The following is an 11,482-nucleotide window of genomic DNA, read 5'->3' on the forward strand; positions in this document are numbered from 1 at the left end:
AAATAATATACAACCACAACAAAAAAACTAATTTTTAACAAATAAAGCACAATAAAAGCAGTATTTTTACTTCTTTTAAAAAGCAAAAGACTCAGGTCACATAAAGACACATTATTTATCGCGGTTTTAAAGCCACCTGCTACAGTAGCCAAAGTTTGTTACAAGCTGTGATACACGTGATCGATTAACCAGTATAGAAAGATTAATTACTGACTTTTGGGGCTAATTCCCCATTTTACAGGTACGATAAACAAGGTTAGAAGTATGGAAAAACAGACTGTTGTGAAACTACCCTCGTTGATGCAAGTTCTTGTTGCTCTCGGTATTTTCCTTGCACTAGCATTCTCATTTACCGCTAAATTGCATTTACCTATTCAGCTAGCACTTTACATTGGCTGGTTCATTATCATGGGTTTAGGTATTAAATTAGGCCATGATTACAAATCGTTAGAAAAAGCAGCCACCAAAGGTATTGCAAACGGCCTCGGTGCTGTGCTGATCCTATTAGCCGTTGGTGCACTTGTTGGTACTTGGATCGCTGGCGGTATTGTTCCAACAATTATTTACTACGGTCTGAAAGCTATTCACCCTTCCATTTTCTTGCTTGCGACAATGATCATCTGTTCATTAACGGCATTAGCAACAGGTACTTCTTGGGGTGCAGCAGGTACGGCAGGTATCGCTATGATGGGTATCGGCCAAGGCTTAGGTATTCCAGCACCAATGACTGCAGGTGCAGTGCTTTCTGGTTGTTACTTCGGTGATAAAATGTCACCACTATCAGATTCTGTGATCCTTGCTTCTTCAATGTCTAACGTTGAAATCATGGAACACATCAAAGGTATGCTGCCTATCGCACTGATCAGCTACGTTATCACAGCCATTCTATTTACTGTTGTGGGTTACCACTACTCAGGTAATGTAGACATGACGCAAGTTGATTCAGTTATCAAAGCAATGGATCAGCAGTTTGTTATCTCACCACTGTCTTTCATTCCTGTTGTTATCGTTCTTGTACTACTGGCACTGCGTTTACCATCATTCCCAGTGATCACGCTAGGTTCACTACTGGGTATTATATGGGCTGTCATGATCCAAGGTATGGATCCACTGGTTGCATTTAACACCGCGTGGGCACCATTCTCTATTAGCTCTGGTGTTGAGTTTATCGATGCGATCCTAAACCGTGGCGGCATGTCTTCAATGCTTGGCTCTGTAGCCGTGATTATCTTCGGTCTTGGTTTTGGTGGCTTACTAGATAAAGTGGGTGTGCTTCAGACTATTGCTCGCCTATTTGAAAAGCGTGTTAATTCTGCTGGTAGCCTATCAATATCAACGATTGCGACCGCTTTCCTAGGTAACGTATTTGGCTCTGCGATGTATGTATCGCTAATCCTTACACCTAAAATCTGTGCGAAAAACTACGACCGTTTAGGTTACCAACGTAAGAACCTATCTCGTAACGCTGAGTTTGGTGGTACTTTAACATCAGGTATGGTGCCATGGAGTGATAACGGTATTTACATGGCGAGTATCTTAGGTGTTGCTACGCTGTCTTACGCACCATTTATGTGGTTAAGCTTCGTCTGTATCATCGTGACGATTGTATGTTCATTTATGGGTTGGTTCGTCGATCGTTGCCCACCAGCATCAGCAGAACAATTAGCGCAAGATGAAGAAGAAGAAGCATTAGCGGTTAAACAACTAACCTCATAATCACGATTCCTTATCTAAAGAAAAGCCCCATTATATTAGCCAAATAATGGGGCTTTTTTATGCCTATTCATTTTTCAATTCAACCATGCCTTCTGTTACGATGAAATCAATGATCGTGTCGAGTCCCTCCCCTTGCTTTAAATTCGTAAACACGAAAGGTTTGGTTGGTCTCATTCTTTGAGTATCTTGTTCCATCACCTCCAGTGATGCCCCCACATAGGGTGCTAAATCTATTTTATTGATAACCAGTAAATCCGAGCGTGTGATCCCTGGTCCCCCTTTTCTCGGTATTTTTTCCCCTTCAGCAACATCAATGACATAGATAGTTAAATCAGCCAATTCAGGGCTAAAGGTTGCACTCAAATTATCACCACCGCTTTCAACAAAAACGACGTCTAAATTCTTATGACGCCTTGCCAACTCATCGACCGCAGCAAGATTCATGGATGCATCTTCTCTTATCGCTGTGTGTGGACACCCTCCTGTTTCTACACCAATAATTCGATCAGGCGCTAAAGCTTCTGCGCGCGTTAAAATCTTTGCATCTTCTTGGGTATAAATATCGTTAGTCACCACTGCAATATTAAGTTTGTCGCGAATAGCTTTACATAGCACTTCAAGCAATGCTGTTTTCCCTGAACCGACAGGGCCACCTACACCGATACGTAACGGTTGTTTATATTCAGTCATGTCATCCATCCTTTTATGAACGAAATAAACGCGTGTATTGCGTCTCATGGCGGCTACTAGCGATAGATAATGCAGGCATATAGCTACCGATATTGATGTCAGATACTTGTGCTGATTTTCCAATAGCAATGGGGAAACCTTCGGCTAATTGCATTAACGCTTTTTGCCCTGAGGTTTGCCCTAATGGGATCAGTTTGACCCCCGCCATGACCATGTTTTCAGCCCAACTCCACAAATACCCTTGGCATAATTGCTCAAGTGAAATGTGCCAATGCTTCGCGGCGAGCACAAAGCCAAGCAGTTGATTTTGATTATGCGAATACTGTGTTTCTGTATTCATTGTTGGCACCGCTAATTGTGCTAATAAAGTAAATAACGCACGTCCTCGTTGCAGCTCTTCTGCTCGTAGTTCTTTGGTTTCTCGGCTGGCATATAAATATTCACTCCATGTCGCAATTGCAGCAAAATCTTGCTGTTCAACAGCTTGGTAATAACGTCGCAATATTGGCAATTCCAACGTGGCAATACTTTGCTCAACAATAACCCGCAGCCAAGACACCAACGCTTTTTCATTGGCAACCCAATCGGCCTCTACCGCCCACTCCAAGCCTTGAGAATAAGTAAAGCCACCAATCGGTAGTGACGGACTCATTAATTGATATAAACGGTATTGAGCAAGTTCATCATCAAGCACCGGCTTATTTTTTGGCATAGGCAACAACCAAAGCAATCACAGCCAATAATGCAAACAAAAAGGTGCCTGACAAAGATTCAAACAGGTTCACCCCATGAAAGAGTGTGGACTGCAAGGCATGATGAGTAGGATCTTCTGTCGCATGCCCACCATGAGCCCAAGTAACCGATGAAAATAAGCTGATAGCCAATAGAAGGTATAATTTCATAACGCATATCCTTATTTAGTTATAAAAATATTAATGATGATGGTGATGACCCGTTGATTTACCACCATAGGCACCACTTTCAGGCTCAAAGGGCTCACAATCGCACATAACTTCACCACCTAAGCCTTTCACCATTTCATCTAAAACATGATCGTGTTGATAACGAACCCATAGCTTAGATAGTTGCAATGGCACATGACGATTACCGAGGTGATAAGCAATCTTCATCAATAGGAGAGGATCGCCACAATACACAGTTGAGACTTGCTCTGGTGCCGCTTTGATTTCAACGGTGAGGCCGCAACGACTCAGCAGTTGCTCTCCATCACGTAAAATATGCCCTCGAGGTAAAAACAACCCCGCTTCTCGCCCATCATCTAGGTAAACTTTTAAGCGACTTTTGATCCGGCTATCTATCGGTAGACTTAAATACGCGTGCGGTGGATTTAAACAGTCTGACTTTATGGCTATCAATTCAATCATGGTTATCCCTCTTATGATCTGTTATTTATCCTTGAGTTCGCCCTCTAGCTTGATATTTACCATCACGATTAGAATAAAAAGTAACGCTGTGCCATCGGCAATACTGAGGCCGGCTCACAGGTAAGCAACTCTCCATTCGCCCTTACTTGATAGGTCTGTGAATCTACTTCGATATGCGGCTGCCAACTATTTAATTTCATGTCACTTTTACCAATAGTTCGGCATTGTTTTACAACGCCAATCAAGCTGCCTAAACCTAATTGATCGGCAACGCCCTCTTTATATGCTTGCTGCGAGAGAAACAGCATCGAGGTACGTTTAGCGGCATCACCATAGTGACCAAACATAGGCCGATAATGCACAGGTTGAGGGGTTGGGATAGAACCATTCGGATCCCCCATCGGTGCCATTGCTATCATGCCACCTTTTAAAATAAGACTTGGCTTTACTCCAAAAAAAGCCGGTTTCCATAGTACTAAATCCGCCAATTTCCCTACTTCAATCGAACCAATTTCATGAGCCATACCATGCGTTATCGCCGGGTTAATCGTGTATTTGGCGATATAACGTTTTAAGCGATTGTTATCGTTGTTCTGCGTATCTTCCGCTAATGCACCACGCTGCACTTTCATTTTATGAGCGGTTTGCCATGTCCGAATAATGACTTCACCGACACGCCCCATGGCTTGAGAATCAGAAGCGATCATCGAAAAAGCCCCTAAATCATGGAGAATATCTTCAGATGCAATGGTTTCACGGCGGATACGAGATTCTGCAAAAGCGACATCTTCTGCAATAGAGGGAGACAAATGGTGACACACCATCAGCATATCTAAATGCTCATCGACGGTATTAATGGTGTAAGGACGGGTAGGATTGGTCGATGATGGCAACACATTATGCTCACCACAAGCACGAATAATATCAGGGGCATGACCGCCACCAGCGCCTTCTGTATGGTAGGTATGGATCACCCGATCGCCAATAGCCGCTAAAGTTGATTCCACAAAACCCGATTCATTTAAGGTGTCAGTATGAATCGCTACTTGCACATCCATCGCATCGGCAACCGTTAAACAAGTATCAATCGACGCAGGCGTAGTCCCCCAATCTTCATGCAGTTTTAACCCCACCGCCCCTGCCGCCACTTGTTCTTGTAATGGTCTTGGCTGACTGCAATTACCTTTACCCAATAAACCAAAATTCATTGGGAAAGTATCTAACGATTGCAGCATGCGATGAATGTTCCAACTCCCTGGTGTACACGTTGTCGCATTTGACCCCGTAGCAGGCCCTGTACCACCACCGATCATGGTTGTAATACCTGATGCGAGAGCCTCTTCAATTTGTTGCGGACAAATAAAATGAATATGTGAATCAATGCCACCGGCCGTTAAGATGCTGCCTTCACCCGCAATAATTTCAGTGCCAGCACCAATGGCAATGGTCACTGCTGGCTGTACATCAGGATTGCCCGCTTTCCCTATCGCACTAATACGTCCGTTTTTTACTGCAACATCGGCTTTTACGATCCCCCAATAATCTAGAACAATCGCATTGGTGATCACTAAATCTGGGGTGTCAAAAGTAGAGGCTTGTCCTTGTCCCATGCCATCGCGGATCACTTTACCGCCACCAAATTTCACTTCATCGCCATAAACGGTGTAATCTTTTTCTACCGATAACCAGAGTTCAGTATCAGCCAGTCTCAGTTTATCGCCCACGGTTGGGCCAAACATTTCAGCGTAGGCTTGCCTTGGAAGAGATGCCATTCATCATCCTTAACGGGCTATAGTTTGCCCATGATTTTCCCTTGAAAACCAAATATCTGGCGCTTTCCTGCATACTCCACCAGCTCGATAGTGCGTTTTTGCCCCGGTTCAAAACGAATTGCAGTTCCTGCAGGGATATTAGGGCGATAACCTCGACTTGCTTCTCGTTCAAAAACCAATGCTTCATTAACTTCATAAAAGTGATAATGCGAACCCACCTGAATGGGACGATCACCAACATTCATCACCACGACTTGCATCGTTTTTCTACCGACATTAATTTCAATATCATCACTGGCGACGACAACTTCACCCGGTATCATAGGGGACGTAGCTTGCTTAACTTTCGTCATACGCCCTCACACAATCGGTTCATGAATAGTGACGAGCTTGGTGCCGTCTGGAAATGTGGCTTCGACTTGCACATCAGGTAACATAGAAGGAATGCCATCCATGACATCATCAGAAGTTAATAACGTCCGGCCATAATCCATGAGCTCTGCTACCGTTTTACCGGCTCTTGCTCCTTCCATGATTTCAGCACTAATAAACGCCACACATTCTGGATAGTTCAATTTAAGCCCACGCTTTAGCCGATCTTTGGCTAATAACGCCGCACAATAAATGAGTAATTTGTTTTTTTCTCTTGGGGAGAGCTCCATCCTTTACTCCTTATCCCTAAACGATTAAGTAGCCCAAATTCTTGGTTTTTCCGGTACGGTGTTAAGCCATAAGTACCGAACTTGCTGCCAAATTTCGACAAAGACTGAAAGTATAGTTTCGCTCCAATTTGCAAAGGCTCTAATGACCATTAAGCCCTCAATCTGGGTAACACCTATTGTCAAGTCGAATAGGTGATACCGCTTGCATATAGTATTAAGCAGCATTTGTACCATTTCAAATGCGTGAGGGTCATTATTGGTTATATATAAACTTGCTGATAAGCTAAATTTTTGTAACCCATTGATATAAAAATGACTATCAGCACCATCTAAAGCTAAACGCTCGATTAATATTTTCTTACCACCAATGTGTATTTCTGTTTTCCCTTCTAAATAGCCTTTCTCAAAGCCCTCATTTAGTGCAGGTCGACCAAAACAGTGCATCTCCCAACCAATAAAACGGGCGTTCTCAGCCAGTAAAATATGGGTATTTAACTGCACTTTGGCCTCAGAGAAAAAAATATTCTCTTGCGGTAACCACTCTAATATTCCTTGTTCAGCCACTGACAAAAGCTGAGTTTGTTTTGCCCATTTATTATCAGAGCGATAAAACTTGGTTGCCCCCGGTGTGGTGATTAATGCATGAGCATGGCTTTCAACATCCGTTTGAATGGAGAGTGAATCGCCGCCGACCACGCCCCCCGGTGGATGCAACAAATAAGCATGACAAATATTGTTTTCAGGATAAAAAGGCCGTTGTACCGCTAATGGGCCATATTGCTGACGATGAGATAAAACGGTTTTCTGATTTTTAACACTAAAACCGAGTGACAATTTCGCTTGCCATCCCGTATGAGATGCGGCGTTTGATACTGGCGTTGCGATACGAGGATCATTCATACCGTTAAATACTCCGTGATCAGTCCTTGATCTAAATCCTTCATTGCGCCACTTGCGACATTTCGTCCCCGATCAAGTAAACAAAAGTGATCACCGACACGACGAGCAAACGGCAATTTTTGCTCTACCAGCAATACAGTTAAGCCATAATCGCTATTTAGTTTTTGAATAATATCGCCAATTTCATGAACAATATTGGGTTGAATACCTTCGGTGGGCTCATCCAAAATAAGTAGCTGAGGATCAACCACTAACGCTCTCGCAATGGCCAATTGCTGCTGCTGACCACCGGATAAATCTCCGCCATAACGATGACGCATTTGGTGTAAAACGGGAAAGAGTTGATAGATATAATCGGGGATAGTACGTTTGCTTTTCTCTCGCACAGGCAGCCCTACCGATAAGTTTTCCAATACCGTGAGCATAGGAAAAATCTGCCGCCCTTGAGGTACATAACCGACCCCTAAATACGGTCGCTCTTCTGCTTTATCTTTAGATATGTCACGGTTATTTAATGAAATACTGCCTTGTTTAATTGGCAATAACCCCATGATGCATTGTAATAGCGTGGTTTTACCGACTCCGTTTCGTCCCATTAGTACGGTGCATTGCCCCTTGGCAACATGAAGATTGACATCCCATAAGGTGTGGCTTTCACCATAAAATTGATCAATACCAGTGACATTAAGCATCTTCATTCCCCTAAATAGACTTGAATGACCTCAGGATCAGATTGCACCTGCGCCATGGTGCCTTCGGCTAAGATCCCACCTTGATGCATGACCGTGACATGGCTGGCAATAGAGCGAACAAAATCCATATCATGCTCAACCACAACCACCGAATGTTTACCTGCAAGGCTATGGAGCAATTCCGCAGTTCGATCCATTTCTTGATGAGTCATACCAGCCACTGGCTCATCAACCAATAATAATTTAGGGCTTTGCATCAGCAACATACCGATTTCTAGCCACTGTTTTTGCCCATGAGACAGATTCCCCGCTAAGTTATCTTTCTCCTCTTGAAGATGGATTAAAGCTAATACCGATTCCAGGGTATCTCTTTGCTCGCTATTTAATTTAGCTTTAAGCAACTGCCACACTTTTCGCTCACCCGACATCGCCAGTTCAAGGTTATGCCATACCGATAAACACTCAATAACAGTGGGCTTTTGAAACTTACGGCCAATCCCTGCATTGGCAATTTCAGCTTCTGACATAGTGAGTAAATTAAGTGAAGAGCCTAACCATACTTGTCCTGAATCTGGCTTGGTTTTGCCTGTAATAATGTCCATCATGGTAGTTTTACCCGCCCCATTAGGACCAATAATGCAGCGTAGCTCGCCTTCTTTGATATAAAGATTCAGCTCATCAATTGCTTTAAATCCATCAAATGATTTATTCACCCCTTCAAGGTAAAGCAAAATATTATGCTTGGTATTAACTAGCGGATGCTGCTGAGTTTGCATGAACTGAAACACTTTCTCTCGCTCAGTTAGGGCTTGAAAGGTGGAGCTTAAAGGCAAGATCTTCGATAACGCACTCATGATTTCACCTCCATAAAGTAGCGCTTAAGATGGCGTAACGTGGGTAAGCAAGAAAAACGCCACGAACGCTGAGAGAACACGCCTATCACCCCTTTAGGTAGATATAGCGTCGATAGAACAAATAACGCCCCAAGTGCAAATAACCACACTTCGGGCAGTTCAACGGTGAACCAACTCTTCGCATAATTCACCAATAAGGCACCCACTACCGCACCATACAAGGTGGCACGTCCACCTAAGGCGACCCATACCACGATTTCAATCGAGTTAAGTGGTGAAAACTCACCGGGATTAATGATCCCTACTTGAGGCACATATAAAGCACCTGCAATACCGGCTAACACAGCCGATAAAACAAATAACCATAGCTTGATGTTATCGACGTCATACCCCATAAAACGAGTGCGTTGCTCGGTATCTCGAATCGCCATTGCAACCCGTCCAAGTCGACTATTAATGACATAACGGCATAAACAATAAGCCAGCATTAACGCTACAGTTGTTGCTACAAACAGCATGACTTTGGTGGCATCACTTTGCAGGCTAAAGCCGAGAATATCTTTAAAATCCGTTAAACCGTTATTCCCGCCAAAACCCATTTCATTACGGAAAAACGCCAACATCAACGCATAGGTAAGTGCTTGGGTCATGATAGATAAATACACCCCAGAGACCCGTGAACGAAAGGCAAGTGTGCCAAACACATAGGCGAGTAACCCAGGTGCTAACACAATCATCAAACAAGTAAAAAGAAACGAATCGAATCCATACCAAAACCACGGCAATTCAGACCAATTTAAAAACACCATAAAGTCAGGTAGCACAGGGTGACCATATACCCCTCGCTCGCCAATTTGACGCATTAAATACATCCCCATGGCATAGCCACCTAATGCGAAAAATGCACCGTGCCCTAAACTTAATATGCCTAAATACCCCCAAACCAAATCGACCGCGAGGGCTAATAACGCAAAACTTAAATATTTACCTAATAATGAAACGGTAAAGGTTTCGATATGTAGCGGGTGTGATTCTGGCAACCACAAATTACAAAGAGGAATAATGAATAACACTATCAATAATATAATCAGCGTTACTTTTCCACCTTTATCTTGAGCAAATAATGAGCCTTTCTCTAATAACGTTCGACGGTACATAGCAACTCCTTAGCTAATTAACCTTCTGCAGCTCGACCACGTTGAGGAAATAATCCTTTCGGACGTTTTTGTATAAATAAAATAATAAAGATGAGGATCAATATTTTGGCTAAAACGGCCCCCGCCCATGGCTCTAATACTTTATTAAAGATCCCTAAGCTTAATCCTGCCACTAATGTACCCCAAATATTTCCAACCCCACCAAACACCACCACCATGAATGAATCGATGATGTAGCTTTGCCCCATATTCGGGCCAACATTAGTGAGTTGAGATAAAGCGACACCTGCGATACCTGCAACGCCAGAGCCAAGTCCAAAGGTCAGCGCATCAACCCTTTCAGAACGGATCCCCATCGCTTTTGCCATCGGACGGTTCTGCGATACCGCCCGTACTTGTAACCCTAGTGCGGTTTTTCTTAATACCATCAGCAGCGCAATGAACACTGCAAAGCAAAAGATCAATATATACAGTCGGTTATAAGTGATCATTAACATCGGGTTAATCGTTAATGCCCCCGACATAAACTCAGGTGTGCTTACGGAGCGATTCAATGGTGAAAAAATACTACGCACCGCTTGCTGTAAAATGAGGCTTATCCCAAAAGTCGCTAATAAGGTTTCCAACGCCCGTCCGTATAAATGGCGGATCACCATGCGTTCGATAATGATCCCTACCAGACCTGAGACAATAAAGGCAGCAGGAATAGATAACAGTAAAGCCAGTGCTAAATGCTGTGGCAATAATTGCTGAATAACATATGTGGTGTAGGCACCTATCATTATCAGCTCACCATGCGCCATGTTAATCACGCCCATGACCCCAAAGGTGATCGCTAAACCAATCCCTGCCAATACCAATACCGAGCCTAAGCTTAGGCCAAAAAAGATCGTTTCAATACCAGCATAGAAGCGTTGCTGCTGCTGATATGTATCAAGCCCTATTTGCACCGCCTGTGCGGTCTTAGGTTCTAACTTTTGTTTTTGCAATGCGTTCAATGTTTGATAAACGACGGGGTTTTTATACTGGCTAATGGTATTAATCGCATCGATTTGAGCTTGTCCACTTGCATGTTTAGCTTGATAAGTTGCTAGCGCAAGTAAGGCGATATTTTTCACCTTCTGTTGCTGCTCATTTTCATAAAACGCCCGCATTTTTTGATAACGTTCAGAAGTTAGCTCTCCCACTAATGAAAGAGCAGATTGATAACGTTGTTGTTGGTCTGAACTAGATAAGCCTAATAACGCAAGTTGAGTACTGATTTCTTTTCTCAGCTTATTATTGACCCGAATTTTTTGATAATGTTGTTTATTTTCTATAATAACAGTTTGGCTATTATCAATCGCTATTGCATTATTTCCTTTGTTTAAATCAGAAATAATAAATAGTAACTCTGATTTTTTCTCAATATACAATTTACCATTAAGCCAAGCCGTTAATATTTTTTCACTTTGTTGAGTGTTTTCATTATTTACTAGCCACTCAATGGCTTTTATTTTTTGAACTGTTTTTTTTACTGTTAATGTTGAAACAAATGAAGAATAAGAATCAATGGGAGTAGCAAAAACAACAGAATGCGACATCATTATTGTCGCAATTATTAAGATAAATATTCGAAGCCGCATAATATACATCCCTGATTTAAGAGAAAAAG

13 protein-coding genes are annotated in these 11,482 nt (G+C 42.8%); 1 reads left to right on the top strand and 12 read right to left on the bottom strand.

The features are described from left to right. Positions 1 to 264 precede the first annotated feature (264 nt). Positions 265 to 1,716 carry a Na+/H+ antiporter NhaC gene (gene nhaC / locus Q7657_RS19095; RefSeq protein WP_008987572.1) on the top strand — a complete coding sequence of 484 codons (1,452 nt, stop codon included), beginning with the start codon at positions 265 to 267 and terminating at the stop codon, positions 1,714 to 1,716. Between the two features lie 63 nt (positions 1,717 to 1,779). On the opposite strand, the gene ureG is transcribed toward nhaC, so the two are convergent. The 12 genes from ureG to urtB form a co-directional block, all read right to left on the bottom strand. Continuing rightward, positions 1,780 to 2,406 carry an urease accessory protein UreG gene (gene ureG, locus Q7657_RS19100; RefSeq protein WP_053986976.1) on the bottom strand — a complete coding sequence of 209 codons (627 nt, stop codon included), beginning with the start codon at positions 2,404 to 2,406 and terminating at the stop codon, positions 1,780 to 1,782. Positions 2,407 to 2,419: 13 nt separating this feature from the next. Then, complete coding sequence (locus Q7657_RS19105) at positions 2,420 to 3,118, bottom strand: urease accessory protein UreF (protein ID WP_107165397.1); 699 nt, start codon at positions 3,116 to 3,118, stop codon at positions 2,420 to 2,422. Then, positions 3,105 to 3,308, bottom strand: coding sequence for a hypothetical protein (locus Q7657_RS19110; protein WP_107165398.1), 204 nt, complete (start codon positions 3,306 to 3,308; stop codon positions 3,105 to 3,107). Before Q7657_RS19110 ends, Q7657_RS19105 begins: the two co-directional genes overlap by 14 nt. A gap of 30 nt (positions 3,309 to 3,338) precedes the next feature. Further along, positions 3,339 to 3,791 carry an urease accessory protein UreE gene (gene ureE / locus Q7657_RS19115; protein WP_107165399.1) on the bottom strand — a complete coding sequence of 151 codons (453 nt, stop codon included), beginning with the start codon at positions 3,789 to 3,791 and terminating at the stop codon, positions 3,339 to 3,341. A gap of 68 nt (positions 3,792 to 3,859) precedes the next feature. After that, positions 3,860 to 5,563, bottom strand: a complete 1,704-nt coding sequence (gene ureC / locus Q7657_RS19120; RefSeq protein WP_107165400.1) for an urease subunit alpha — start codon at positions 5,561 to 5,563, stop codon at positions 3,860 to 3,862. Between the two features lie 17 nt (positions 5,564 to 5,580). Then, a complete protein-coding gene (locus Q7657_RS19125; RefSeq protein ID WP_498827375.1) occupies positions 5,581 to 5,916 on the bottom strand; it encodes an urease subunit beta in 336 nt (111 codons plus the stop codon). Between the two features lie 6 nt (positions 5,917 to 5,922). Then, positions 5,923 to 6,225 carry an urease subunit gamma gene (ureA, locus tag Q7657_RS19130; RefSeq protein WP_107165401.1) on the bottom strand — a complete coding sequence of 101 codons (303 nt, stop codon included), beginning with the start codon at positions 6,223 to 6,225 and terminating at the stop codon, positions 5,923 to 5,925. Positions 6,226 to 6,249: 24 nt separating this feature from the next. Beyond that, positions 6,250 to 7,125 carry an urease accessory protein UreD gene (locus tag Q7657_RS19135; protein ID WP_107165402.1) on the bottom strand — a complete coding sequence of 292 codons (876 nt, stop codon included), beginning with the start codon at positions 7,123 to 7,125 and terminating at the stop codon, positions 6,250 to 6,252. Next, entirely contained in the window at positions 7,122 to 7,817 is a 696-nt protein-coding gene (gene urtE, locus Q7657_RS19140) for an urea ABC transporter ATP-binding subunit UrtE (protein ID WP_107165403.1), read from the bottom strand. Before urtE ends, Q7657_RS19135 begins: the two co-directional genes overlap by 4 nt. A gap of 2 nt (positions 7,818 to 7,819) precedes the next feature. Then, entirely contained in the window at positions 7,820 to 8,671 is an 852-nt protein-coding gene (gene urtD, locus Q7657_RS19145) for an urea ABC transporter ATP-binding protein UrtD (protein WP_107165404.1), read from the bottom strand. Then, positions 8,668 to 9,828, bottom strand: a complete 1,161-nt coding sequence (gene urtC / locus Q7657_RS19150; protein ID WP_107165405.1) for an urea ABC transporter permease subunit UrtC — start codon at positions 9,826 to 9,828, stop codon at positions 8,668 to 8,670. The genes urtD and urtC overlap by 4 nt, the downstream gene beginning before the upstream one ends. 17 nt (positions 9,829 to 9,845) lie before the next feature. Next, on the bottom strand, positions 9,846 to 11,453 hold the full coding sequence (urtB, locus tag Q7657_RS19155; protein ID WP_107165406.1) for an urea ABC transporter permease subunit UrtB: 1,608 nt from the start codon (positions 11,451 to 11,453) through the stop codon (positions 9,846 to 9,848). Positions 11,454 to 11,482: the final 29 nt, after the last annotated feature.

Origin of the sequence: Candidatus Photobacterium acropomis (assembly GCF_030685555.1) — a bacterium.
Lineage (GTDB): Bacteria > Pseudomonadota > Gammaproteobacteria > Enterobacterales > Vibrionaceae > Photobacterium > Photobacterium lucens.

Excerpts from the sequence above, each read along its gene's own strand:
- nhaC (WP_008987572.1), top strand. The coding sequence starts at position 265 with ATGGAAAAACAGACTGTTGTGAAACTACCCTCGTTGATGCAAGTTCTT.
- ureG (WP_053986976.1), bottom strand. The coding sequence starts at position 2,406 with ATGACTGAATATAAACAACCGTTACGTATCGGTGTAGGTGGCCCTGTC.
- Q7657_RS19105 (WP_107165397.1), bottom strand. The coding sequence starts at position 3,118 with ATGCCAAAAAATAAGCCGGTGCTTGATGATGAACTTGCTCAATACCGT.
- Q7657_RS19110 (WP_107165398.1), bottom strand. The coding sequence starts at position 3,308 with ATGAAATTATACCTTCTATTGGCTATCAGCTTATTTTCATCGGTTACT.
- ureE (WP_107165399.1), bottom strand. The coding sequence starts at position 3,791 with ATGATTGAATTGATAGCCATAAAGTCAGACTGTTTAAATCCACCGCAC.
- ureC (WP_107165400.1), bottom strand. The coding sequence starts at position 5,563 with ATGGCATCTCTTCCAAGGCAAGCCTACGCTGAAATGTTTGGCCCAACC.
- Q7657_RS19125 (WP_498827375.1), bottom strand. The coding sequence starts at position 5,916 with ATGACGAAAGTTAAGCAAGCTACGTCCCCTATGATACCGGGTGAAGTT.
- ureA (WP_107165401.1), bottom strand. The coding sequence starts at position 6,225 with ATGGAGCTCTCCCCAAGAGAAAAAAACAAATTACTCATTTATTGTGCG.
- Q7657_RS19135 (WP_107165402.1), bottom strand. The coding sequence starts at position 7,125 with ATGAATGATCCTCGTATCGCAACGCCAGTATCAAACGCCGCATCTCAT.
- urtE (WP_107165403.1), bottom strand. The coding sequence starts at position 7,817 with ATGCTTAATGTCACTGGTATTGATCAATTTTATGGTGAAAGCCACACC.
- urtD (WP_107165404.1), bottom strand. The coding sequence starts at position 8,671 with ATGAGTGCGTTATCGAAGATCTTGCCTTTAAGCTCCACCTTTCAAGCC.
- urtC (WP_107165405.1), bottom strand. The coding sequence starts at position 9,828 with ATGTACCGTCGAACGTTATTAGAGAAAGGCTCATTATTTGCTCAAGAT.
- urtB (WP_107165406.1), bottom strand. The coding sequence starts at position 11,453 with ATGCGGCTTCGAATATTTATCTTAATAATTGCGACAATAATGATGTCG.